At 55.7% G+C, this 24,314-nt stretch carries 22 protein-coding genes; 13 read left to right on the top strand and 9 right to left on the bottom strand.

The window, feature by feature from the left end; genetic code table 11:
* Nucleotides 1-31 precede the first annotated feature (31 nt).
* Complete coding sequence (locus Mal52_RS27250; protein WP_197534496.1) at nt 32-607, top strand: peroxiredoxin family protein; 576 nt, start codon at nt 32-34, stop codon at nt 605-607.
* A 110-nt stretch (nt 608-717) separates the two neighbouring features.
* Here Mal52_RS27250 and Mal52_RS27245 read toward each other — a convergent pair whose 3' ends face one another.
* Both Mal52_RS27245 and Mal52_RS27240 read right to left on the bottom strand, forming a co-directional pair.
* Nucleotides 718-1,758: a DUF1573 domain-containing protein gene (locus Mal52_RS27245; protein ID WP_145379944.1), complete on the bottom strand. Its 1,041-nt coding sequence runs from the start codon at nt 1,756-1,758 to the stop codon at nt 718-720.
* Nucleotides 1,759-2,273: 515 nt separating this feature from the next.
* Nucleotides 2,274-3,110 carry a DUF4349 domain-containing protein gene (locus Mal52_RS27240; RefSeq protein WP_197534495.1) on the bottom strand — a complete coding sequence of 279 codons (837 nt, stop codon included), beginning with the start codon at nt 3,108-3,110 and terminating at the stop codon, nt 2,274-2,276.
* 254 nt (nt 3,111-3,364) lie between these two features.
* On the opposite strand from Mal52_RS27240, the gene Mal52_RS27235 reads away from it, so the two are divergent.
* The 4 genes from Mal52_RS27235 (at nt 3,365) to Mal52_RS27220 (ending at nt 7,083) form a co-directional block, all read left to right on the top strand.
* The gene (locus Mal52_RS27235; protein WP_231962459.1) at nt 3,365-4,882 is read left to right on the top strand and encodes a sulfatase family protein; all 1,518 of its coding nucleotides are present in this window, start codon (nt 3,365-3,367) and stop codon (nt 4,880-4,882) included.
* A 62-nt stretch (nt 4,883-4,944) separates the two neighbouring features.
* Entirely contained in the window at nt 4,945-5,613 is a 669-nt protein-coding gene (locus Mal52_RS27230; protein WP_145379942.1) for a 7-cyano-7-deazaguanine synthase, read from the top strand.
* The gene (locus tag Mal52_RS27225) at nt 5,606-6,571 is read left to right on the top strand and encodes an ATP-grasp domain-containing protein (protein WP_145379941.1); all 966 of its coding nucleotides are present in this window, start codon (nt 5,606-5,608) and stop codon (nt 6,569-6,571) included. The genes Mal52_RS27230 and Mal52_RS27225 overlap by 8 nt, the downstream gene beginning before the upstream one ends.
* Before the next feature lie 83 nt (nt 6,572-6,654).
* Nucleotides 6,655-7,083, top strand: a complete 429-nt coding sequence (locus tag Mal52_RS27220; RefSeq protein WP_145379940.1) for a hypothetical protein — start codon at nt 6,655-6,657, stop codon at nt 7,081-7,083.
* 453 nt (nt 7,084-7,536) lie between these two features.
* On the opposite strand, the gene Mal52_RS27215 is transcribed toward Mal52_RS27220, so the two are convergent.
* Nucleotides 7,537-8,310 carry a DNA topoisomerase I gene (locus tag Mal52_RS27215; RefSeq protein WP_145379939.1) on the bottom strand — a complete coding sequence of 258 codons (774 nt, stop codon included), beginning with the start codon at nt 8,308-8,310 and terminating at the stop codon, nt 7,537-7,539.
* Nucleotides 8,311-8,640: 330 nt separating this feature from the next.
* Here Mal52_RS27215 and Mal52_RS27210 point away from each other — a divergent pair, with 330 nt between their 5' ends.
* Both Mal52_RS27210 and Mal52_RS27205 read left to right on the top strand, forming a co-directional pair.
* Entirely contained in the window at nt 8,641-10,269 is a 1,629-nt protein-coding gene (locus Mal52_RS27210) for a ribulokinase (protein WP_145379938.1), read from the top strand.
* 200 nt (nt 10,270-10,469) lie between these two features.
* A complete protein-coding gene (locus tag Mal52_RS27205) occupies nt 10,470-12,134 on the top strand; it encodes a fucose isomerase (protein WP_145379937.1) in 1,665 nt (554 codons plus the stop codon).
* 55 nt (nt 12,135-12,189) lie between these two features.
* Here the strand turns inward: Mal52_RS27205 and Mal52_RS27200 are convergent, their stop codons facing one another.
* Both Mal52_RS27200 and Mal52_RS27195 read right to left on the bottom strand, forming a co-directional pair.
* Nucleotides 12,190-12,333 carry a twin-arginine translocase TatA/TatE family subunit gene (locus Mal52_RS27200; RefSeq protein ID WP_145379936.1) on the bottom strand — a complete coding sequence of 48 codons (144 nt, stop codon included), beginning with the start codon at nt 12,331-12,333 and terminating at the stop codon, nt 12,190-12,192.
* A gap of 77 nt (nt 12,334-12,410) precedes the next feature.
* Complete coding sequence (locus Mal52_RS27195) at nt 12,411-13,406, bottom strand: hypothetical protein (RefSeq protein ID WP_145379935.1); 996 nt, start codon at nt 13,404-13,406, stop codon at nt 12,411-12,413.
* Nucleotides 13,407-13,733: 327 nt separating this feature from the next.
* Here Mal52_RS27195 and Mal52_RS27190 point away from each other — a divergent pair, with 327 nt between their 5' ends.
* The 5 genes from Mal52_RS27190 to Mal52_RS27170 all read left to right on the top strand — a co-directional run bounded on the left by Mal52_RS27190 (nt 13,734) and on the right by Mal52_RS27170 (nt 20,163).
* Complete coding sequence (locus Mal52_RS27190) at nt 13,734-15,737, top strand: peroxiredoxin family protein (protein ID WP_145379934.1); 2,004 nt, start codon at nt 13,734-13,736, stop codon at nt 15,735-15,737.
* Nucleotides 15,738-16,245: 508 nt separating this feature from the next.
* On the top strand, nt 16,246-17,808 hold the full coding sequence (locus Mal52_RS27185) for a bifunctional GNAT family N-acetyltransferase/carbon-nitrogen hydrolase family protein (RefSeq protein ID WP_145379933.1): 1,563 nt from the start codon (nt 16,246-16,248) through the stop codon (nt 17,806-17,808).
* Nucleotides 17,809-18,193: 385 nt separating this feature from the next.
* Nucleotides 18,194-19,069, top strand: a complete 876-nt coding sequence (locus Mal52_RS27180) for a MotA/TolQ/ExbB proton channel family protein (protein WP_145379932.1) — start codon at nt 18,194-18,196, stop codon at nt 19,067-19,069.
* Nucleotides 19,066-19,485, top strand: a complete 420-nt coding sequence (locus tag Mal52_RS27175) for an ExbD/TolR family protein (protein WP_145379931.1) — start codon at nt 19,066-19,068, stop codon at nt 19,483-19,485. Before Mal52_RS27180 ends, Mal52_RS27175 begins: the two co-directional genes overlap by 4 nt.
* A 219-nt stretch (nt 19,486-19,704) precedes the next feature.
* On the top strand, nt 19,705-20,163 hold the full coding sequence (locus Mal52_RS27170; protein ID WP_145379930.1) for an ExbD/TolR family protein: 459 nt from the start codon (nt 19,705-19,707) through the stop codon (nt 20,161-20,163).
* A 74-nt stretch (nt 20,164-20,237) separates the two neighbouring features.
* Here the strand turns inward: Mal52_RS27170 and Mal52_RS27165 are convergent, their stop codons facing one another.
* From Mal52_RS27165 to Mal52_RS27150, 4 genes are all read right to left on the bottom strand, one after another.
* Complete coding sequence (locus tag Mal52_RS27165) at nt 20,238-20,774, bottom strand: GNAT family N-acetyltransferase (protein WP_145379928.1); 537 nt, start codon at nt 20,772-20,774, stop codon at nt 20,238-20,240.
* Nucleotides 20,775-20,857: 83 nt separating this feature from the next.
* Nucleotides 20,858-21,916 (bottom strand): 3-oxoacyl-ACP synthase III, encoded by a 1,059-nt coding sequence (locus Mal52_RS27160; protein WP_145379926.1) that lies wholly within the window; start codon nt 21,914-21,916, stop codon nt 20,858-20,860.
* Between the two features lie 122 nt (nt 21,917-22,038).
* On the bottom strand, nt 22,039-22,242 hold the full coding sequence (locus Mal52_RS27155) for a hypothetical protein (RefSeq protein ID WP_145379924.1): 204 nt from the start codon (nt 22,240-22,242) through the stop codon (nt 22,039-22,041).
* Nucleotides 22,243-22,637: 395 nt separating this feature from the next.
* Nucleotides 22,638-23,126 carry a hypothetical protein gene (locus Mal52_RS27150; RefSeq protein ID WP_145379922.1) on the bottom strand — a complete coding sequence of 163 codons (489 nt, stop codon included), beginning with the start codon at nt 23,124-23,126 and terminating at the stop codon, nt 22,638-22,640.
* A 267-nt stretch (nt 23,127-23,393) separates the two neighbouring features.
* On the opposite strand from Mal52_RS27150, the gene Mal52_RS27145 reads away from it, so the two are divergent.
* Nucleotides 23,394-24,272 carry a deoxyribonuclease IV gene (locus Mal52_RS27145; RefSeq protein WP_145379920.1) on the top strand — a complete coding sequence of 293 codons (879 nt, stop codon included), beginning with the start codon at nt 23,394-23,396 and terminating at the stop codon, nt 24,270-24,272.
* Nucleotides 24,273-24,314: the final 42 nt, after the last annotated feature.

The following is a 24,314-nucleotide window of genomic DNA, read 5'->3' as shown; positions in this document are numbered from 1 at the left end:
ACAGCACGACATTTTCCAGAAAGCGAATTCCATGAATCGAATACACATTCCGTTGACACTGCTGGCCATCGCCTGTGGACTATTTTGGACAGGCGGCGAACTTCGCAGCGCAGAAAAGGAAACCAAACCACCCGCCGTCGGTAAAAAAGCCCCCGATTTTGAACTCCCGACATTGGAGGGCAAAAAACACAAACTGAGCAAGCTGATCGAAGAGGGACCGGTCGTGGTCGTTATGCTCCGCGGTTTTCCCACCTACCAATGCCCACTCTGCTCCCGGCAAATGACCGAATTTCTCAACGCCGCCAAGGGGTTCAACGAGCAGAAATCGACGGTCGTGTTTGTGTATCCCGACAACAAAGATGGGGTGGCCGAGCATGCTCAGCAATTCATCAAGGGAAAGAAGTTTCCCCCGAATTTCCTGTTTCTGCTCGATCCCGATTTTGCGTTCACCAATGCCTACGGATTGCGCTGGGAAGGGGAGAAGGAAACCTCGTATCCTTCGACCTTCATCATCGATGGGGATCAGAAAGTCACGTTCGCAAAAATCAGCCGCTCACATGGCGGGCGGACGAAAGCCAAGGAAATCATCGCTGAACTCGGCAAATGATTTGGGCATGGACGGCCCGTAAGTGCAGTCGCTAGACAAAAAACGCTCGGCCTTCGGTGTCATAACCGAAGGCCGAGCGCTATTCTCGTGTTCCCACACCGCGGAGAACATTACTCCGTTGCGGCAATCTCACCATACACCTTGAAGTGTACCGGTTCAGAACGACCGGCGATGCGGACGTCGAATTCCTCCACGAACTTGCCCATGGGTGAGTCCCCTTTGAGGTGAATCGGAATCACGTGCACGTTCTTTTCATCTGTCGGTGATTGCCAGGCAAATGCCGATTCATCGGCGCCCGAGGTGATCTTCTCGATCATGATCGCCTTTTTCCCGCGGACCACGAACTGCACCGTTTTTTTGTCGCCCGGGTGGAGTTTACCCACCGAGGCGGTTTGCGGTGAGACGATTACATCCGGGGCGATTTTCCCTTCGACCAATACCGTCACTTGCGACGATTCCCCGCCCACGGTTTCCAACACGACTTGATCGCGGAAGTCTCCCACCGGTGCGGTCGGTTTTAACAGAACCGAAACTTCATACCCCGGTTTTCCATTTGCGTTCGGCGTGACAGTCACGTCCAAGTGTTCGTTGTCCGTATGCGCGCTGCGGACTTTCCAGTTGGGCGAACGTGCATGAGAAACCTGCACCTTTTGTCGCCATCCCGTTCCATAATCGACCGTCCCGAAATTCACACTCCCCGGCGCGAGGATGATGTCTGGTTGAATGAATGCCGTGATCGGAATCCGCACTTCAGCCCGCTGTGGTTTGTCGAAGGTCACGATCACATTCGAGTTCTTGCGGTGCGAAAACTTGTGCGTATTCATCGTGATTTCGATGTACGTCGATTCGTTGCTTTTGAGCGTCGTTCTTTCCGGCTCAGCAGCAGAGCACCCGCAGGTCGTGCGGACATCGGCAATGTGCGTATCATCCCGCCAATGACTGGTGATCTTAATCCGCGCCTTGGCAACCGAGCCTTTGGGAACCGTGCCAAAATCCTGATTCAGCCGGTCGAACATCTTTTCTGCCCAAGTCAACTCTGCGGCCTGTGCCGAAACTGCCGAGCACAGCAGCAAGCAACAGACCGCGACTGCCGCCGGTCTCCCTTTCTGCAAAAGTGTGGCAGGAGTAATCGTGCAAAATTTGAACATCATGGTCCTCCTCGTTGGATGAATCGGCCATTCCGTTGTCAGTCTCCCTGCCCACCTTGGCACATTCAGTCGTAACAATTTCACCAGCCGGACCGACCGCGCAGCAGACACCGCAGATGCAAGAAATATAGAAATCGCCCGCGATGAAAGAAGTCGCCGCCGGTCGTCACTGCCCAGTTATGATTCGTCGAAGGGTTATCGCGTCTGACCCAGAAACGCGAGACCCGTTCGTAATTGTTTTCGAATCTGCTTACTTCAACATACCCGACTCTTGGGGGCTGTGAAGATGAATTTCCGGGATTTCACAAAATCAAATCGCCGCAGCAGCGAGTTTCAGCCGGATTGGTGGTCTGGGAAAACTTTGCCTCCCCACCCAGCAGCGGAGCAAACCGAACGACGCACCAAGTTTGTTCAAACGCCAGACCCACCGCCACGCTGCTAAGCAGATCGACCTAGCCTATCTGCCACTGAACACTGCTAGGGCCCAATAATCACTAAAAACGGTTCTCGAACAGTCGTTACATCGAAACCGGTTTGCGTCGAATCCACTTTAGAAAGACAGTAATTGCCACCAACGGAATAGCCAGGACGCAAATCCAAGGAGCGACGAAGACCACGGCCAACACGATCGATTGCGCCAATTCGCTAAACGATTCAATCGACGATGACCATGTGCGTTCGATGCGTGTCGTAAACGATGCCGATTGCACAGGTGCGTAATTGCTGATCTCTTCGAATCGAAGTGTGACCGTCGAATAGGCTGTCAGATCCGATAGAACGCGGAGTTGACCTTGCAGTTGTTCCACTTCCCCCCGAACCCTTGAGATCTCGCGTTCCACGGCCAAGATTTCCTCCAACTTGCCGCTGTGCTGATCGAGTAATTCCTTGAGTCGCTGTTCTTCTTGTTGCTGATTGGCCAGCCGTGCCTGCAGGTCATAGAATTTTTCGCTGACGTCCTGGGCCGTTTGGCTTTCGCTACGAACTTCTCCCAAGAGTCGACTCGCAACGAGAAACTCCTCGAACTTCTCCGCCGGAATGCGGATTGTCCAATACGCGTGACGCGGCACGTTGGCAGTGCCTGATACTTGAGCATCTGCAACAAATGCATCGAGGCGGCGGATGATCGCCTGCACCTGTGCGGGTACACCGGAGAAATCTTCAACGACGATATCCATGTCAGCGCGGTAGATGATCTTGCGTTCAAGTTGCCCCCTTTGAGCCAAGTCCCCCTCGTCAGCCGCCACCTTATCGCCGCGCGCAGGTGCAACGGCGACCGCTGGTTTCTTATCGATTCCCTCTGCTGCACCGCAACCGGTCAACAGAAGCAGACACCACATCGCACAAGGTCTAACCATGGAGAGCGCCCTTTCAAAACGTCCATGAAAGAATTCGCGAGATCGCACAATGGTAAGATCCTCCATGCATGCCGTTTATTCCCTGGGGCCACGCTATTGATCAAATCAATCCACGTTTATACTGTAAACCAACGGCCAGCCTAAAAATCGTAACCACCAACCTAAATCTCACCACCCACCACTCGGCGACCCCCTCTCCCTCTGGGAGAGGGCCGGGGTGAGGGTTTTCACACCACCATCAGGCGCCCACCAGCATGAACAACGCAAACACCATTCGCTGGACATCAGTCTTACTATTCCTCGCTACCCTCGTCTTCGCATCCCCCTCCATGACGAAGGCCGCCGATCCTGCCCCCGCGCGGCCCAATATTCTCTGGATCGTTGTCGACGACATGTCGGCCAACTTTTCCTGTTACGGAGAAACGTTGATCGAAACACCACATGTTGATCAACTCGCCCGGGAGGGCGTGCAGTTTAACCGCGCATTTGTGACTGCTCCGGTCTGTTCCACGTGTCGTTCGGCCTTTATCACCGGCATGTACCAAACAGCGATTGGAGCGCACCATCATCGCAGTGGACGTGGCGAAGAAAAAATTCACCTCCCGCCCGGCGTCGAACCGATTCCGCTGTTGTTCCAACGCGCCGGCTATTACACGACCATCAGCGGATGGCCGATCCGTCCCAATCGACTCGGCAAAACCGACTACAATTTCGAGTGGGATCGATCGATGTACGACGGTTCCGATTGGGCCAACCGCAAACCGGGGCAGCCCTTCTTTGCTCAGATCCAACTCCCCGGTGGAAAACTCCGCGGCGGTACGCGGCAGTCGGCGCAAAAATTTGCTCAAAAGGCAAAGCAAAAGTTTGGAAGCAAAACGGACCCTGCTGACGTAAAACTTCCTCCCTATTACCCCGACACACCGGTGCAGCGCGAAGATTGGGCCGCCTATTTGGATTCCGTCCTCGAAACGGACCGCGTTGTCGGGGAGATCATCGCGCGGCTCAAGGAGGAAGGCGTCCTTGACCAAACACTCGTGCTGTTCATGACCGACCACGGCATCAGCCACGCCCGCGGCAAACAGTTTTTGTACGAAGAAGGAATTCACGTTCCGTTCATCCTCCGCGGCCCGGGGATCGCAGCGGGAACCATTCGGGAGGACTTGATCGAACACATCGACATGGCGGCCATATCCCTTGCAGCAGCGGGAATTCCGCTCCCCGAAACCATGCAGGCGCAGGATGTACTTGCCGAGGACTATCAACCCCGTGAAGCGATCTTTGCCGCCCGTGATCGCTGCGACGAAACGGTCGAACATCTGCGATGCGTGCGGACGGATCGTTTCAAATACATCCGCAATTATTTGCCACAACGACCGCACCTCCAGCCGTGCGCCTATAAAGACCACAAATCAATCCTCATCGATCTGCGGCGCGCCTTTGCTGCTGGTGAGTTGAACGACATCCAAAAACAACTGTTCGCTCCCACCCGACCGCCGGAAGAATTGTACGATCTCGAAAATGATCCGCACGAAATTCACAATCTTGCCGGCGACGCCAAATTCGCCACGCCATTGGCCGACATGCGAAACCGCCTCGACGATTGGATTGTCCGCACCAACGACCACGGCCGGAATCCCGAATCCGAAGCCATGTACGACAGCGACATGGAGCTGTACCTCGATACTCGGCGGCGCCGCGGATCGATCGAAGATCTTCAAGAATTGCAGGACAACATCCAACAAATGAAACGTTGGGCCGCCGAAGGCAAATAACATCCCGCCGCGTCCACACCGGTTTCACCCCACACCATTGCGCACACCACCCCACACCCGCGATGTCAAACACCCTGGAATGTCCGATCGTTGTACTGCTTGGCGGCGGTGTCGAAAGCACGTCGTTGGTCAGCCGATTTCTCAGCCAGCAGCGACGCGTTGTTCCCGTGCACGTGCATTGCGGCTTGATTTGGGATGACGTCGAGACGCTCTTCGTTCAACAATTATGCCAGGCACACGCATCAGACAACTTGGACCCGCTCATTCAATTTCAGATTCCCCTCGCCGGTTGGCTCGACAATCATTGGGCCGTCACCGGAAACAACATCCCCCGTGCGGGAGCTAGAAGCCACGATTTGGAAATCCCTCTACGCAATCTCATGCTTTTGAGTTTTGCACTCCCTAAAGTCGCACATTTGCCGGACTTTCAATGCGCGCTCGGCACCACCGCCGACAACTCCTTTCGCGATGGTAGCCGCGCATACTTTGACAGCGCGCAGGAACTGCTCAGCCTCGAAGCAGGTCGTCCGATTGAAATTCTCACCCCCTATATCCAAATGACCAAGACCGACGTCATCCGCGAAACCGATCGCGACACGCTGGCGCACAGTTTCTCCTGTGTCGATCCTCGGGACAATCAGCATTGCGGACGCTGCATCAAATGTGGCAGCCGGCAGCAGGCATTCATGGCGGCAGGTATTGACGATCCGACGGTGTACGCCGATGCCTAATTTCGCTTCCGTCCCAGTGCAGCATTACCAGTGGGCCGGGTTGGACTTCATGTTCGATGCCGACGGCACACCGGTCTTATTGGAGGCCAATCGTTGTTCGCACATGCTGTGGGAATACCTGTTGCTCTACAAAAACGATATGCCGTTTCGACATACCGCCGAGGTCTTAAACGCAGCCGACGGCCCCACCTGCCTGATGTGGCGGCGGAACGATCCCTTGCCCGACGCCGACGAAGACGCCTGTTGGATTGCCGGGCACCTGCGTTTGCACCTCGACCGAGAGCTGGTCATTTGCCACGTGGAGGACAACCAGCAAGATTCCCATGAGTTACTGACCCGCAAAGGGAATCGTGTACGACCCGGGAGCATTTTCCGCTGGTGGTACGACCTACCGTGGTCGTATGAGCGCAGCGGCGTCCGCGTGATCAATCCCAACGCCGCCTGGGTCGCTGTCCGCGACAAACTCGACTGTTATACCGCGCTGAAGTCGGCAACCAGCTTTCGTGTCCCGCGCAGTTTTGCGGTGGAAACTCCCAGTGAGGCAGCCGCGATCCTCAGTGCACATCCCAATCTATTTGAACGCGGGTATGTGATCAAACCTCGCGTTGGTTTTGGTGGGCATGGCGTACAAGTCGCCGATCCGCACGATCCGCCACAGTCGTTTTTTGGGAATCATCTGCTGTCCGAGCGGATCATCCCGCAACTTCGCGACGGCAACTTTTGGGATGTGCGGCTGTTCGTGATGGCCGGTCGGTATCTGGGCGGTGTGTTGCGGACCAGTCCCGGTGCTGTGACCAACGTCTTTCAAGGCGGGACGCCACAACGACTCGACGATGAAACCGCTGCCGCACTTCAGGCACCCGCGCTCGAAGCTGTCCAGTTACTCGATGCGGCTGCCGAAGCGGTGCACTGCCTGCCTCATCCACCCGCCACGGATCTCACGAACGTCGAGTATTGATTTCCGCCGCCGTCCCGTCTAACGTTTGGGAATTGCCCCCCAGAATTGACATTTGCAGTCGTGCTTTCGTGGAGAATTCCCTCATGGTCGAGACCTATCAGTCACACGGTGTTAGTTTTGAATATCCCGACGATTGGGAAATCACCGAACAACAAGACGCCCAGGAAGTCGCGATCACGGTGCAAAGTCCGGAAACCTCGTTTTGGCTGTTGACCGTATTTTTCGACCGGCCCGATCCTGAAAAAATCGCCGAAGCCGCCCTCGACGCCTTCCGGCAGGAATACGACGACCTCGACATCTACGAAGGTGACGACAACATCTGCGACGAGAATGCCGTCGCCTGGGACCTCGAATTCCGGGCGATGGAGGTCTACAACAGCGCATGGGTCCGCACCTTCCAAACCGACCTATTCTCCGCCCTGGTCCTCTACCAAGCCAACGACCTAGAACTCGAAGAGACCGCCGACACAATGCGCGGCATGACCCGCAGCCTGGGGTATTACTACGAGTAAACCGGCCAGAACCATCCACAGGGTGGCCGCGATAGCTCTGCTATCGGGGCGGGCGAAGCCCGCAAGAAGCCGCAATTCCCACGTTGCCAATAAGAGAAGCAAGCAAGTCGACCATAGCATCCCGCAGCAGCGCCCACCAAAAAGGACGTGATCAACCAGCACCGCCCCAACCGCACCCCACGAGCACCCCACGAGCACACCACGAGCGCCCCACACAAGATTGGCCAACGGCCAATCCCCACCTTAGCCAGGGGCAACGCCCCTGGTATTATTATGGCAACAATGATTTTTGGCTGAAGGCCAAATTCATATGCGTTGCGCACGTGCCGAAAGCGTGAAATTGGCCGTTGGCCAATGACAAAATTGTTGCCAACGCAAATACCTAGGGCGAATGCCCTAGGCTATGATGTCATTTGGCCGTTGGCCAAACATCTCCCGATTGCTTCCAACCGGCTATGGCGACGAATCTCGCGTCGGTTCAGGCGCCGGTTGTTGTGCCGTTTTGTCGGAAGCGGTGCCATCGGGGGGCGGGGCCTCTTCCGCGGTCGTTTGTTCTTCGGGCGGTGCAACCTGCGTGTCTGACTCGTCCAGGTGAAACTCTTCAATCAACTCCCGCCGTCGGTTCGTGACCTGTTTGTCAAACTCACTGAGCACGCTCATTGCATGGTCGCGGGATGTGACCAGTCCAATAATCAAATATTGAATAATCGCAAGTACGTAAAACACCCAACCCGCGGGGCCAGAAAAAATTGCCGACATAATCGCAAAGACCGGCGATGAGCGATTGATGTGTTGGCAAATCAAACCTCTGATGTAGGGCCGCCAATGTTCTTTCACTGTGCTCAGGATTTGCCCGCGACGAAACTTCAGGTGCGGCGGACCAGGATAAATAATTGCAAACAACTCCTGATCCGGCATCGTTTCAATCACACCGACCGCGATCAAAATCCGTCCGCCAAGCACCAACCAATCCAGGTCAATCCTTGTATGCTCACCCGTGATCCAGTCAAACATCAAATGTTCCATGTTGGCTGTCACGGCCAACAGAACCAGCGAGGCACGAAACCATTGCTCTAAATCTTTTTCAAGTTCAGCGTCCAAATCCTGTAGACGCACGACCTTGCGCAAAAATAGCCGAAATGTCGGGATTGCGATCACGCCCAACAGAAATCGAACGGCCGCCCTTGCCGGCGGTAGTTTAAACAAGTATCTGAAAAAATATCCCACAACAAACGTCCTTGCGAGGCGATTGCTCCAACCCAAAAATAACTCGAAAACAGCCCGTTCGGGCCGCTAATACCGTAACGCATCCGACGGCCCACCGGTTCACGCCCCCGCAGTGTACCAACTTCAGCCAAGACTGCGGAGACAACCTCCCAACCTCCACAAAATTCCCCCGCCACCATTCGCAGTCACCGCCGTTTTACGCTATCCTGGCAACTTTTCGGAACCCCGTTTTTCCACCAACTTTTTTCTCTGCGCCTCAGCGTCTCTGCGCGAGACTTTATTTTATAACACCTCTCGTCAATGATCGACAAATCTCAGCGGAGCCACCCCATGAATCAACCGGCACATGTTGCACTCGGACTCGACTTTGGTACCGAATCGGTCCGGGCCTTGTTGACCGATCTGAACGGCAACGAACTCGCCTCGGCTGTCGTGCCTTATGAGCACGGACAAATTACCGAGACCTTGCCCGGCACGGATGAAAAACTCCCCGCCGATTTTGCCTTTCAGCATCCCAGCGACTGGATCGAAGCCTCCGCTCAAGCAGTTCGCGATGCTGTGGCCGCAGCTGGGTTGACCGGCGACGAAATCATCGGCATCGGTGTCGATTTCACCAGTTGCACCATGCTCCCCGCGCTGAGCGACGGCACGCCGCTGTGTCTCGTGCCGCAGTGGGCTGCTGAAAAATTTGCTTGGCCCAAACTGTGGAAACATCACGGCGCGAAAACGCAAACCGAGAAAATCAACGAACTGGCCCGCGCCCGCAACGAACCTTGGCTAGCTCGCTACGGCGGCATCATCGGCCTGGAGTGGTTCTTTCCCAAAATGCTCGAAACCCTCGAAGAGGCGCCCGCCGTTTACGAAGCGACCGAAGTCTGGCTCGAAGCAGGGGACTGGTATGTCTGGCAACTGGTTGATAGTCCCGCCGACAAACTGCCTCGTTCCACCTGCCAAGCGGGTTATAAGGGCATGTGGCATAGCCACGATGGTTTCCCCTCCCGTGAATTCTTTGCCGCATTGCATCCTAAACTAGAAAACGTTGTCGCCGAGAAAATGCCAGGACAATTCCTCGCGCCGGGCGAAGCGGCCGGCACCCTCTGTGCATCGATCGCAGAGAAATTCGGACTCCCCGCCGGAATCCCCGTCAGCGCCGCCACGATCGATGCACACGCCGGTGTCCCCGGCGCCGGCGCTGCTGGAGCAGGCACGTTGGTGATGGTCATGGGAACCAGCAGTTGCCACATGCTCAATGCCGATGCTGAACAAAACGTCCCCGGCGTTGCGGGGATCGTCGAAGGGGGAATCCTTCCTGGCTTTTTCGGTTACGAAACCGGACAGGCCGCTGTGGGAGACGCCTTCGATTGGCTGCGGCGCACGACCGGCCACGACAACTTTGATCAACTCACCGCTCAGGCCGCAACGATGCCGCCGGGTGCTGAGGGCGTGCTCTGTATGGATTGGTTCAACGGTTGCCGCACGCCGCTGATGGATGGGGGACTGCGCGGCGCGTTCGTCGGATTAACCATGAACCACGGGGCAGGGCACATGTACCGCGCCTTGATGGAAGGCTCCGCCTTTGGCGTGCGTTGGATCGTTGACCTGCTGCGAGAAAACGGCGTGCCGGTCACCTGCATCGTTGCCACCGGAGGACTTCCGCACCACAATCCATTGTTGGTACAAATCTACGCCGACGTCCTGGGGTTGCCGATCACAGTGCATCCCTCAAAACAAGGCCCCGCACTCGGGGCGGCGATTCTCGGCGTCTTGGCCGCCGACACCGATCGAAAACACTTTGCCACCACCGCCGACGCCATCGCCGCTATGGCCGGTCCGCGTGCGGATGATCCGAGTCGTGCGGCGAAAATTGTCGAACCAGAAGCGGATGCACAAGCAGCCTATGAAAACATCTATCAACGTTACCGCAAACTGGCCGATGTGCTCGTTGCCGAAAACCTCTAATACCCCATTGGAGTGGGTGCCACTGGCGGCTCGTCCGCCAGTGCAAACGGCACGACCTGCATCAACAATGCTGGACAAGCCAGCAGTGGCACCCGAGAATAGGGGCTCTCTGATTTCATAAGCGGGCCGATGACGGCACATTTTTGAATTCCTTTTGCTATTGATCACATTTGCAAACTACAAATTAGGACACACCGACGATGGCCGCCTATACAATTTCTAAACCGACCAAAAAACCAAAACTCAAAAAGAACCAAGTTCAATTGATCGCCAGTGGCGACTTGCGGCTTTCCGCAAACCAAAACTGCTGGGAAGCGCAAGAGCAAATGGAAGCTGCACTGACCCAAGCGGTCGAAGCGGCCGGTTATGAAATCGTTCGCGCGCATCCTTATGACGAAACCGAAAAGCACGGCTTCATCGGCTCGCAAAAACAAGGCATGCAGGTTTTTGAAAACATCGATCCGCACGCTCCGTTGATCGTGGCCGAAGCGGTTTGGCAGTACTCGCATCACGTCCTTTCGGGGTTGGCCACGCATCAAGGCCCGATTCTGACCGTTGCCAACTGGTCGGGGACCTGGCCCGGTTTGGTCGGCATGCTGAATCTTAACGGCTCGCTCACCAAAGCGGGTGTAGAGTATTCCACACTCTGGAGCGAGGATTTCACCGATAAATATTTCACGACTCGCCTCAAGAAATGGCTGACGAACGGCACGTGCAGGCACGCGACCAAACATGTCAAACCGCTCAAGCGGGTGAAAATCTCAGGCAAGGAACGCAAACTCGGCGAGTCGCTGGCCGCCCAGATGCAATCCGAAAAAGCCATCATGGGTGTCTTCGACGAAGGCTGCATGGGCATGTTCAATGCGATCATTCCCGACCATCTCCTCAACCCGACCGGCCTCTACAAAGAACGCCTCAGCCAGTCGGCGCTGTACCATGAATCGACGCAAGTCAAAGACGCCGAAGCCAAAGCAGTCCGCAAGTGGATGGAAGACAAAGGCATGACCTTCCACACCGGACCCACCCACGAAACCGATCTCACCGATGATCAAATTCACAAGCAATGCCAAATGTACATCGCTGCGGTGCGGATTGCCGATGACTTTGGCTGCGACTGCATCGGGATTCAATACCAACAGGGACTCAAAGACCTGCTCCCGGCCAGCGACTTGGTCGAAGGGACCCTCAACAACCAGGACCGCCCGCCCGTCACCAGTCGCGATGGCAAACGCGAACTGTACGCTGGCGAAGCGATCCCGCACTTCAACGAAGTTGACGAGTGCGCCGGCCTGGACAGCTTGATTACCTATCGCGTCCACAAAGCGATGGGCCAACCGGTCGAAAACACGCTGCACGACATTCGTTGGGGCGATCACGATGCTACGGGCAAAGTGGATGACTACATCTGGGTGCTGCTCATCAGCGGCGCCGCCCCGCCGGCGCATTTCATCGGTGGATGGAAAGGGGCCGACGGCCTGCGGCAAGTCCCCATGTACTTCCCCGCCGGCGGCAGCACGCTGCGAGGCATTTCCAAACCGGGTGAAATCATCTGGTCGCGGATTTATGTCGAAGACGATCGCCTGAAAATGGACCTCGGCCGCGGCGGCGTGGTGAAGCTATCCAAAAAAGAAACCGAGCGACGCTGGAACGAAACCACCCCTCAATGGCCGATCATGCACGCCGTCACCTACGGAACGTCGCGCGATCAAATGATGGCCCGTCACAAATCGAACCACATCCAAGTCGCCTACGCCAAGTCGGCCGCCGATGCCGACAAAGCATTACTCGCCAAAGCCTCAATGGCCGCCGAACTGGGAATCGAAGTCGCCCTCTGCGGCACCCGCGCCGATGGCAAGGAGTGGTAGTTCACCGACATTAGCCCCAGTTTCCATTAGCCCCCCGGCTATGCCGGGGGGCGAGCTAGCCGTGCCGATCGTCGCCCCCCGGCGGTTTCGTGCTTTTGACCAGATAAATCACCAGCACAGCGATGAGCAACGGCACGCCGATGAGCATCAAGAAAATCGCGGCGATGATCAGCAGTTCCATCGGGCCAGGTAGAAACATCAGCAACTCCCCTCTCAGATTTGTACGATAGTCCAACTCGCTTCATCGTCCCCATCAACCCCAGACAGGAACAGTCGTTACGGGGTCTTTTCCAAAATTGGCGCCGGTTTGGTTTCTTCGCTTTTGTGTGGCGTGGAAAGGGCGGCAATTAATGTCTCTAAGGAGCCTTTCTCAACAATCCAAACAGGGGTTTGCTCGGGAGCGTAGTAAACCCAACCCAATGAATTATCCCCTTGCGACCACTCCATCTGCAGCGGTCCGACTTCAAGATTCAATTGGGACTTGATGAATCCGCCTCGTAGGAATCGCTCTTCATAGACTTCACCGTTGTGTTCGCGGGTCGGTTTTCCGGGCGACAAAAACCTGCCGTGAAACGGAATCCCGTAGTGCGGGAATTCCTTGTCCGTTTCGTGTTCGAAAGGTTCACCAAATTCAAAAATTGCCAATCCTGACGGGTGCTTTACGACGACGGCGCAATCTTGGTAGTAGACCGGCGCTCCCATTTGCGATCCGTTGGAGTTTGCCTCGGCCTGTAGAAAGCGGCGAAGGTCGACCGGTTTGTGGAGCGGGTCGCCCTTTCTCTTGGTGAAGTAGTTGTCGGCAAGGGAGTGAACCGACATGTTGCGGGGGTCGAATGCCACGACCCCCGACTTTTGTTGGCGATAGGACCACGTCAGACTCATCGGCCCACATTGCACATCGAATGTCCCTTTTTGCACCTCGCTGTCTTTCAGTTTGGCAAACACGCGACCTCTTCCGGTTTGCTCTTTCGCATCGGCTTCTCGCCCCAGAAAACGCCATTCGTACGAGACGCCCACAACTCCATTGCCGGTTTTGTTGCCCCGCTCAAAGGCATCAAGAAAACGCACCCCCGCGACGCCCTGTTCCGAAACGACGACTAGCATCGCCCGATTGTAGTTCACCGGCATTTTCACCGTTTCGCCAGACGTGCTCTTGGCGACCGTCTCTTTTTGAATCGCACCCTCATCAGCCCTGATTGTCAGTGGCAGACAGCTTGTCAGGAATACTCCGAAAACAATCCAGGTCCACTGTTTTTGGCGAGGCGCTCCCATCAGTTTTCTTTCTGGACGAGAAATTTCAATTCCACGTGCACGACCGTAAATTCATTAAAAACCACTCACTGCGCATCGTCAATCCCGGTAACAATTAGTCCGATAGGTCGTTCCAAGATAAGCAAGAAGCATCGAACAACTCGCCGACATTTTGAGATAAACGGGACTGAAAAACTTTCCGTTATTCCAGCAACGATCTCGGCTAGCCAACCTGTCTCATATCCGTTAAAAGACCCGTTCCATTGTGGATCGGGCCCGCGGCAGTTGCGCCGTAGATGCCGCCGCACCTCAAAAAAATGCTTGCAACTTCTCATGGAGGAGAACTCAATGCCCGTCGGGAAATTGCGCCCTTACGGCCGTTCGCTCAGCGCCCTGTTTGCCGTTCTTTGCGGTTTCACCGTTGTGGTGGGGGGATTCAACGCCCGCGCCGCGGATCCGCCCGCTGCTAAAAAACAAACCGCTCCTCAGCGCAAGCCGGCAACAGCCCCTCAAGGCAAACCGACAACCGCTACGCGCAAACGGCCCGCGACGACCGGCAAACGGCCCGCCTCGACCGGCAAACGCCCGGCTGCGCCCCGCAAGCGAGCAGCTGCATCGCGCAGAACCGCGAAGTTACCTTCGGTCAAAGCCATCCAAGCCGCCTATCACAAGAATTTCACCAAGTTCATGCCGCTGGGTGTTGAATACCGCATGACAATCACCGATACGGAAGCCGCGATTGAAACCGAACGGCAGCGTCTCAAGGAGAAACAAGACTTCACCAAGGCAAATCCGGGATCTATTGTGGTCAACGGGAAAGCGCTGGATGAAGCGCAATTCAAAGAGACCATGCGGTATTTAGACGCGGAAATTCAATCTCTGACACAGGGCCTGTCCGACGAGTTGGTCAAAAAACGCCTCAAAGGGTGGGTGATTCAGCGGCCGTATGTCTGGACCGATGGCCAATCACTTCACCTCCGCCGGTCAAACAATCCATCCGCATCCGATGACACATTGTTTCCCGGCGCAGTGACTCCTCCGGAGAAATTATCGGAGCTGTATAACTCGATCGTGTTGGCATCGTGGTCAAAAGACAACGACCCACCGCTGCGGTGTTGGTTCGGCGGAAACGCCCCCGGCCAGGGCCGTGTGGCGAATGTCCTCAACGACTGCATCTCCATTTCGCTCCCTCCGATGGGTATTGTTAAAGAGGAGTGGACCCACAAAAGAGATTGGCATGAATGGGATCTGTTGATGACCGCTGATCCGAGTCGTTTTAAAGTCGTCAAGCGGACTGAGGTCAAAGGCCGCGTTATGTATGTCATGGATGAAGTCGTTGAAAAAGGGGAGCGGGCGCGTGTCTGGATCGACCCCCGGCAAGGCGCTCTGCCGCTACGCATGGAATGGAGTTACGTCAGCACGGCCGATAAAGTCGTCACCCCGTTTCATCGCGACTTGCAAATCCTGGCCGTCAAAAAGGTCGCCAATGGCTTCTATCCGGCAAAGATAAGACGCCGCGATCTCATTCCCGACGCAAAAATTGCTCAAAAACAGCGGGAGGAATTCGCTGCCGGCACCTTGGCCAAAGACGCGCCTCGCCCACCGCTGGTGACGGGACGCGTCACTGCCTGGGAAGCCACAAAATTTGAACCGAAAAAAGCGATCGAACCGGCCGCTCTAGCACTCGCGTTTCCCAAGGGCGCTCTCTATATCAATGCGGTCGATGAACGGACCTACCGCGCCGGCGATTCTCAGCCATTGCCCCCGGCGCCTCAGCCCATTCAGCCTTCTCAAGTCGCGCCGCCGCTGAAAATTGCCTCATGGATCGATGGCAAGTCAAGAAACCTCGACAACTTCAAAGGCAAAGTGGTTGTTCTTATTTTCTCCCAGCCAATGGAGGATCTCAAAGAGGTTGAGGAAAACCAAGAAGCCATTACAGCCATGAAGAAACTCCAGTCCAAATTTGGACCACAGGGAGTTGTCATTTTAGAAATCTTCGAAGCCGGGTCTGATATGCAGCGTGTTCGTGATTTCCAAAAGGCTCGCGGTTGGAAATCCTTGGCCGGCATCGACGAAGCTCTGGAACCATATGCCGGAGCGACAGCTTTAACGTATCTTGCCGGCTATGATTCCGGGTTTGTCGTGATTGGCCGCGACGGCCGTGTGACTTTCAATTTCAATGCTCTTGAAGAAGAATCCGCCATGCAGTTGGTCATGGAGGCCGCCGAAGCATTGTCGATTCCTTGGCCGCTTCCCGAAGATGGGCCGGAAGTGCAAGTCAATCGCCAACAGTTGCAGATCTTCGAATACATCTTCAACAAGCAAATCGAACAAGCCGTTAAGAAGAAGTAATCACCGAAAACGAAGACAGGCCTGGATCGACATTACTCGATCCAGGCCTGCTTTTTTGGGTGAGTCCAAGTTGCAGACATGTGAGCATAGGTCACTTCTGTGCCCCTTAATTCCGACACAGGAATTGTCATGCCATCATTCCGCTCCTCTATCAGCAACAACGGCAGCGACAGTAGCGAAGCGCCGTATCGGACAAACGTGGCTGCGCGATAGCCGTGGGAAATGATCACTAGCCCCCTCACCCAGGTGGACCACGCTTCGCAGTCGTGACGCAAGAAAGTCCATCGCAGGGAGCCTGGCGAATTCCCCAGGCAAACGCAATATTGCTTCCCGCCGCACGATCGACAAACTAGGATACGCGCTCGCAGTCGTTTACCGCGCGGCATTGCGCACCTTTTCCCTTAGGTCGTTTCAAGTCCCTCTGACGCGTTCCGCTGACACTGATTTGGCAAGTTTGCGGAACTAGCGCAACTATGTTTTGAAACGGGTTCTTCGAAAGTAACCACTCATGACGGACGAAATCAATCTGACAGAATACGAATGGAATCTCCAAATTCGCAATATGACGATCGACGATTTTGATGCTCTCGTCGACATGCAACTGCAGTGTTTTCCCGGCATGAAACCGTGGGGCCGCGAACAGATTGAAAGCCAACTGCAGCTTTTTCCCGAAGGGCAATTCTGTGTCGAATGCGATGGAAAAGTGGCCGCCTCCGCGAGTTGTTTGATCCTCGAATACGACCCGGCCATGGAATGGCACAACTGGCAGGCCGTTGCGGACAATGGCTTCATCCGCAACCACAATCCTCGTGGCGACACGCTCTACGGCATCGAGATCATGGTCGATCCCGAGTACCGCGGCATGAAACTCTCGCGGCGACTCTACGACGCCCGCAAAGAAATCTGCCGTGAACGCAATCTCGAACGGATTGTCATCGCCGGCCGCATTCCCGGCTACGGGGAACATGCTGATGAAATGACCGCTCGCGAATACATCGACGCCGTCGCCGACAAATCGCTGCACGATTCTGTGCTCACAGCGCAGCTCGCCAACGGATTTACCGTCCAGGGATTGATCGCCGACTATTTCCCCTCTGACACCGAATCCCGTGGCTATGCGACGTTTCTGGAATGGCGGAATCTGGACTACCGTCCGGCGCCCAAGCGGCGATATAACCATCCCACCGAACCGGTGCGGATTTGCGCTGTGCAGTACCAGATGCGCAAAATCGATAACTTCGAGGCATTCGCGCAACAAGTCGAGTTCTTTCTCGACACCGCCTCTGACTACCGCTCTGACTTCGTACTCTTTCCCGAGCTATTTACGACGCAATTGCTTTCCTGCGTCAAACCGCAACGCCCCGGATTGGCGGCGCGGCAACTTTCGGAATTCACGCCGCAATACCTCGAGCTGTTCACCGAAATGGCGGTCAAATACAACGTGAATGTGATCGGCGGATCGCATTTCGTCGTCGAAGACGACACGCTGTACAACATCTCGTATCTCTTTCGCCGCGACGGCTCGATCGGCAAGCAGTACAAGATTCACATCACCCCCAGCGAACGGAAATGGTGGGGCGTCAGTCCCGGCGACAAGGTCGAAGTCTTCGACACCGATTGCGGCCGCATCGCGATTCAAGTCTGTTACGACATCGAATTCCCCGAGTTGACTCGTATCGCCACCGCCAAAGGGGCACGGATGGTGTTCGTCCCATTCAACACCGACTCGCGGCACGGCTATTTGCGAATTCGACACTGCGCACTGGCCCGGTGTGTGGAAAACCACATCTACGTAGCGATCGCCGGTTGTACGGGCAATCTCCCCTCCGTCGAAAACGCCGACATCCATTACGCACAGTCGGGCATTTATACGCCGGCTGATATCGAGTTCGCCCGCGACGCCGTCGCCGCGGAATGTAACCCCAACGTCGAAACCGTCATTATTCACGACCTCGATTTGGAACAATTACGCCGCCACCGCGAATCAGGCACCGTCCAAAACTGGAACGACCGCCGCCGCGATTTGTACACCGTGGTCTACAAAGAAGACGGCATGTCCCGCGAAATCTGATCACCGCGCACCGGAAAAAACCAGCCATCTCCGCTGCGGCGCAAGCTACTCTGCAAAAACCCACCCATTCTCCCCTCTCCCCCTGGGAGAGGGGCCGGGGGTGAGGGCCAAGCCAAGTTTGACCATCCCACACAAAAGGGTCGATCAGCTAACCGCAAGAGAATCAGAACCTAAACGCAGAACAATGCAACCGCCGCTATCTCAAAACCCCCGCCGCAGCCTTTGCAAACCGTTTTAAGACAGCCCCACCAGCCCCCCGCCGCAAATTGCACTTTCATTTTTCTCCCCCGCGCAGTAATACGGCGCGACATATTCCCTAAAATACGCGGTTTCTTTCGGGCCAATCGACGGCGTGACCTCTTCCATGGACAAAGGAAGTGTGCGGATGCATACGCGACGACTCGTGATAATCGTCTTGCTCGGCGGCTGTCTCTGGCTGGTGATGGCTCAGGCCGGTTTTGCGCAAGCTCCGACATTTGCTCAGGATCAACCCGAGGCGACAAAGCTGGACATTAAAGAAATGATCCAGGCCGGTGGGTACGTCGGTTACATCATCCTCGCGCTCAGCGTCGCGATGATCGCGCTGATCTTTGAACACCTGATCTCCATCCGCCATGCCACGTTGATGCCACACGGACTGGCCGAAGAAGCCCATCGCCTTGTCGGCCTGCAACAATACGCCCAAGCCGAACAGCAATGCAAACTGCAGCCCAGCTTTTTGGGCTACGTGATCTCCGCCGGTTTGGCAGAGGTCGAAATGGGTTACTCCGCCGTCGAAAAAGCGGTCGAGGATGCCAGCATGGAACAAGCCGCGCGGCTGTTTCGCAAAATCGAATACCTGTCCGTCATCGGCAACCTCGCCCCTATGCTGGGACTGCTCGGCACGGTCTGGGGCATGATCTTGGCCTTTATGGAATTCGAAGCCAAAGCCAATCCCCAGGTCTCGGAATTGGCTCCCGGAATTTACCGCGCGCTCGTGACCACACTGCTGGGACTAAGTGTCGCCGTCCCGGCGCTGGCAGCCTTCGCAATTTTCCGTAACCGTGTTGACGAACTGGTCGCTGAATCAACACTGATGGCCGAGCATGTCTTTACGAAATACAAACGCACCGTCGCGCAGCGCCGCCAGCAAAAAAAGAAGGCTGTCGAACCCGCCTCACAAACCGCCACTTCGCAACCTGCTGTGACACAACAATCGACCAAAGCCCCCACGCCGTCGCCGCCAACGACCGGTAGTAGCGAGGAGCCGACCTCGTCATGAAAGTCCCCTTGCGCCGCCGCGAACGCGGGCTGCATTTCAATATCACGCCGTTGATCGACATCGTGTTTCTGTTGATCATTTTCTTCCTGGCCGCCAGTCACCTCGCTCGCTCCGAAACCGCCCAGGCGGTCGAACTCCCCGAAGCGACGCGACAAACCGACGAAGCTGAACTGGCACAGCGGGTGGTAGTCACCATCACGGCTGAGCAGCGATTTTTTGTCGGTGGTAACGAAATGTTGTTGCCGCAACTCGAATTTATGATTCAACAAGCCAAGGTCGATGCCGGCGAAGAACCGCTGGAGGTCCAAATCCGCGCCGACCGCACCGTCCCTTACGGCACTGTCGAACCACTCATGCTCTCCTGCGTTAAAGTCGGCATTACAAAACTTAACTGGGCTGTCTTGCCGACGCGGTGAGTGGCCGGTGGCCAGAGACAGAGAGATTTAAACAACACCAACTTTTCTAAGCACTCGGCGGGTGCAACTGGCTCTGCCAGTGTTTTGTAAGTAGCACACACATTTGCATTGGCACTGGCAAAGCCAGTGGCACCCCATCGAAATATTCAGTCGTGACGAACCACTTATTTCTGGCCACCGGCCACTGACCACTCGCCACTGATTTGCACAGCAAATCCCATGAAACGCCCCCCTTATCCACCCATCGATGAACTCTCGGCGACCGGTGCGATGACGCCGATGATCGACGTCGTGTTTCTATTGCTGATATTCTTTGTCTGTGCCGCTAGCGGGCAAACCATCGAGGATCTATTGCCCACCGATATGCCCCCCTCCGGCAGCATCGAGGCGCCGGTTGTCCCGCCTGAAGAGGTGATCCCCAAGGTCAAACTGTGGATCTATCTCAGTCGCAACGCTGAACAGCAGACCGTGATCGAGTTGAATGATCGTGAATACGACAGCTTCGATCAGTTAGCGCCCGTTCTCAAAGGAGTCGCCAAACTCGATGCCGAAAGCCCGGTGATCCTGGACATTGATAAGGACGTCCCTGTGGGCGACATGATCCACGTCTACGACCTCTGCCGCGCCGCCGGTTATCAATCCATCAGCTTCGCCGCCGAGGCGCCACGGCCGAAGTAGGCGGTAGGCAGTAGGCAGTAGGCTTATTTCTGCGCATGGCAATGTGCGCGAGCCACTCAACCGCGTCCAGCGGATTATGAAATCAGTAGCTCTGCTTGCCATTCACTACGAGTGATCGTGAATACGCAATGTTCCAAATTGGCGTGTTGCACGCGACGGCGTTTCCAGGACATGCCAATGTTCGTTGCCACCCCTTGTGAGGGGATGTTGACCGGGCGGATTAGTGCGATCAGTTCCTTCTTGCCCAATTCCTGAAACGCAAAATCTCGACAACCCCGCGCTGCTTCCGTTCCCAGTCCCCGCCTCCAAAACGGACGGTGTATGAGGTAACCCACTTCGGTTTCAGCGGTCGCCTCAATCTGCTGTTGAACCAAGCCGACTTGTCCGACCGGTTCGCCGGTTGTGTTTTCGGTCACGAGCCACAGACCGTGCCCATGCTGTTCGTACCGCATGAGTTGCCGTTCGATCCACGCTTGAGCTTCGCTGCGCGTATAGCATTTCGGGTAATACCGCATCACCTCCGGGTTGGACAACATGCTTGCGACGAAATCTAGATCGTCCAACGACATTTCCCGCAGAGAGAGCCGCGGGGTTTGCAGAATGACGTTCATGCCTCACCCAATACCAACAGACGTCAAGATGTGGGGTGAACGAAGTGACTCTTGCACGACTCTTCTGGATCGCCGGCAGCAAGCTACGGGTGGCCCAACCATTGCATGCCGAGCATGATGGCGTTCAGTCCGCTGCCGATACCCAGCAGAGCGACATGATCCCCTGCTTGAACATGTTTCCGTTCAATACCGACAGCGGTGGCGGTCGGCAGGGCGGCGGCTCCGGTGTTTCCCAAGAATTCCAGAGTCGAAAAATCAATCTGGGGGCTTAGCTCCAGACGTTCGTAGAGCAGCTTTTTATGGGCTTTGCCAACTTGGTGTGTGAATGCTTTATCGACCGAATCATTGGTCCAATTCAGGGCCTGTTTGGTCCGCTCCCACGTCACGGCAGCCAGATCGATGCCGGCGTGCAGCAGGGCTTCGGCATCGGTCAGCATGCGGGGGCGACCGTCGCCGTGGGTTTCGATTTCGCTGTCCCCCATGCACAGGTGATGGCTTTCGGAATCAGCGCGGAAATCGCCTCCCAGCAGACGGTTTCCTGTCTTGCTCAACTTGCGATCACACAACACGATGGCCGCCGATCCCGATCCGATCGTCAACGACGCGAATGCCAGTTTGACGTCCTTGCGGGTCACGTCTGGATTGCGGAGTAGGGAGTCGATGGTGCCTTCGACCAAATCGCGACCGGTTTCGGTCCCCACCACGACCCCGGCACGGATCTGCCCCAGTTCGATCATGTTGGCTAGAATCATCACGCCATTCAGTATGCCCAGACAGGCGTTGCTGACGTCCAGCACCAACGCATCGCCCGGCATGCCGGCTTCGTAATGTACGCCGCAAGCGGTCGCCGGTTCCATTTGGTCGCGGCAAACGGAACCATGAATCAAACAACCAAAATGGCGGCGGTCGATCTTCGACGCTTCAATGGCGTCGTTGGCGGTTGTGGCGCTGACGTGACCGGGCGAGGTTCCTGGCGGAAAAAATCGCCGCTCGCGGATTCCGGTCATCAGTTCCAAGCGGCCGACCGACATCCCCAGCCCGTCATAGACTGGGGCGAGTTGTTCCTCGATATCCACGGAAGTCACGACATGCGGAGGCAGTGTGTAAGTCAGTGCCTCAACGCACACGTTCTGATAACGCATTCCGGGACATCCGCAGCAAGCGGCCTTCGTTTCGAGGGTTTTCTCATCCGACAAACTCGGCTGTCCGACTGTTCCCGGGTGGAGCAGTCAACGCCGGCGTCGCCGGTTATGAGAAAACGCGTTCATGCATTGACGGTCGAGGTCGGCCCTTTTTCGAGCAAGCCTACCAATTCGTCGACTTCGGACAATTCCGCTTTGCGCGTCGGATCATCCCCCGGTTGAGGATCACGGACGTCTAAGGCCCGCGCGCTGCGGACAAATCTCAGCCCGTCGAGTAACAGCTCACGCTGTTCTTTTGTCAGTTCTAAATTCAAATATTCACTCATTCGTAAAGTTCCGCCTTGTTACGGGGGACATGATTGTACTTACCGACCACCGCTGGCGTGTATTCCCATTGAAAATACACCCCTATCGTAACGGTCGAACCGAGGCATCTCAAGTATGTCACTGGTCTCGGTCAGCCAGTTTTTCGCAGTGGCGACTGGGGCAGCAGCCATAAAATCCGCGATCCGCCCGGTTCTGAGATGCCGCGATCCCTCTCCAACATCGAACGTTGAGACAATTGTTCTTTGATGACATTTTCAGCGAGGTCAGTTCTGCTAAAGTCGGAATGACGTGCATCGATCCGCCAACCCCGCTTTGCGGTGACGTCCGACGATGCCGAAAGCCCGACCGACAATCACTAACCCGCACAGCTGTGCAGATCGACCGGCCTAAAATCTTACGTCATTGGCGCCAACGGCTCGAACTGATTTTCTAGCCGAATCAGCGCTTCGTCGGGATTGAGGTTAAACAGGGCCCGCCCGCCGGTTCCCCAGCGTCCGTTTTGGTAGTGGAATAGGGCCGCTGCATCGCGAATCGTGTCGACAGCTGCGACGTCCTCCATATCGCCCCCTTCGATCGCTTCAAAGCGGATATTGACTGCTACAAATGCAGTGAGGAGCCCCGTTTGCTTATCCCGGGCAAATGTGACATTGTCCTCCCAACGGCAATCGATCCAGCGCAACCCACGGGGTTTTCCCAAGGTTACGGCAATGTCGAAGAACTTCGCTTCGAGCATTTCCCGCTGAAAACGAAACGCCTGACAGGCGCGGCGGCCTTCATTGGATTTTAACCGCCGGCGCAGTGGCACGACCGCTCCCAACATTCCCGCAACAATCAATACGCCCCCCACAAGAGAAGCAACGATGGTTAAAGCATTCCATTCCATGGCGAATTCCCCTAGATATTCGGAGCCATGACGAAATCTTAGACGCGACGACTGCCTTCTGGCAAGAACATCTTGCAAATTCGGCAGTTAGTTTTCCGAACCAATGCTGGGCGAAGGGGTTAGGCAATGGCAGCAGAATTGCGTTTTCCAGCAAGCGCGGTGGACAATTTCGACGGAGGCGGTTGACCGTAAGTGTCTGATATGTCTATGGTTATTGAACGTGAATTGCTGGAAAGTTTCACCATTTTTTCAAGATTGAGTTCGACTATGCCCCTTCTCGGCGCTCATATGTCCATTGCCGGCGGTTATTACAAAGCGGTTCGTGCCGCGGCCCAATTCGACATGGACTGTGTGCAAATCTTTACGAAGAACAATAATCAGTGGCGCGCCAAGCCGCTCACCGAAGAGGATATCCGGCTGTTTCGCGAAGCCCTCGAAGAGACCGGCGTCACCCACCCGGTCGCGCATGACAGTTATCTGATCAATCTGGCCAGTCCCGACGACGCGCTGTGGAAGAAGTCACTCGATGCCTTTGTGATCGAACTACAACGCGCCGAGGCGTTGGGTTTGATCGGTGTGGTCATGCACCCGGGGAGCTTTGTGAAATCGAGCGAAGAGGAGGGGCTTGAAAAAATTGTGCAGGCTCTCGACGAAGCCCACCGACAAACCGAGGGATTTCAGACGCAAGTCCTATTAGAAACGACCGCTGGGCAAGGGACCAATCTGGGGCATCGCTTTGAGCAGTTGGCCTATATTTTTGACCATGTCGAACAAAGTGAGCGACTGGGAGTGTGCGTCGATACCTGCCATATCTTTGCCGCCGGCTATGCCATCACCGAGCCGAAAGACTACAAAAAAACGATGAAGGAATTTGACCGCTTGATAGGCACGGACCGCATTCGAGCGTTTCATCTGAACGACAGCAAAAAAGAGTTCGGCAGCCGTGTTGACCGGCACGAGAAAATCGGCGAAGGCTTTTTGGGCTTGGAACCGTTTCGCAATCTGCTCAACGACCGTCGTTTCGCCAAGGTACCGATGTACATGGAGACCCCCAAAGGGGACGAGGACGGAACCCCGTTGGATGAGATCAACCTTGCGACGCTAAGAAGCCTGGTCAAAAAACGCAAACGGACCAAACGCAGCTAACCGTTGGTGCCGAACGCCCGGCCGGAGAGTGATAGCGGTCGT

The sequence above is a fragment of the Symmachiella dynata genome (genome assembly GCF_007747995.1).
GTDB lineage: Bacteria > Planctomycetota > Planctomycetia > Planctomycetales > Planctomycetaceae > Symmachiella > Symmachiella dynata.
Note: the sequence above shows the minus strand (reverse complement) of the source record. Positions and strands in the feature narration are given on the sequence as shown.